Origin of the sequence: Psychrobacter sp. H7-1 (assembly GCF_904846585.1) — a bacterium.
GTDB classification, from domain to species: domain Bacteria; phylum Pseudomonadota; class Gammaproteobacteria; order Pseudomonadales; family Moraxellaceae; genus Psychrobacter; species Psychrobacter raelei.
Genome location: NZ_CAJHBH010000112.1, coordinates 1 through 630 on the forward strand (window position 1 = coordinate 1; position 630 = coordinate 630).

General features: G+C 45.2%; 1 protein-coding gene. It reads right to left on the minus strand.

What is annotated here, in order from left to right:
- Positions 1–630: IS4 family transposase (locus JMX92_RS13410; protein WP_201546165.1), on the minus strand; the 630-nt coding region annotated here is incomplete at both ends.

Below are 630 nucleotides of genomic sequence, written 5' to 3' on the forward strand. Positions count from 1 at the left end.
CTTGTCTTACCCTCATAACGACACTCAATTAATCGAGCTTGCCAAGTATCGGGTAGGTTTGGGTTTTTCTTTTGAGCTTGGGGAGAAACCGGCATTTGTATCAAGTAGTCCCCTTCACTAAAGGTTTTAATCACAGTGTAACGCAGATTATCTTTAGCCCGCATAAGCCAATGACTGTTTGGATGGGTTTGTTGCCAACTGATAAGTAGGTCTGCTGAGAAATAGGCTCTATCAAATAGCGTAATGCTATTGTCTTGAACGTTTAGCTGACGGGCTAAGGTGATCTCTCCTTGACCCATATCTCCAAGGGTTGTGTCAATGATCTCATGCGTGTCAGTATTGATCAGGCATACCGAACGCATTTGTGGATAGGGCGCCTCTTTGGTTCTGCCTTTGCTTGAACTAAAGTGCTGAAGGTTCTCATCAGTATAGGGTAGTGAGTATACGACACCGTCTACAGCTTGGACGCTAAGTCCCATAAAGTCTTGCTGCTGGGTTAGTGTTTCTGTTTGGTAGTGAGCACTTAGTTGATGAAATAGCTGCTTTAGAGGTTCATGCCCGAGGCGTTGTCTTGCTTGTACGACTGCACTGGGTACACAGGCCTGTGAGTCTAGATTAAGACGCATTTGC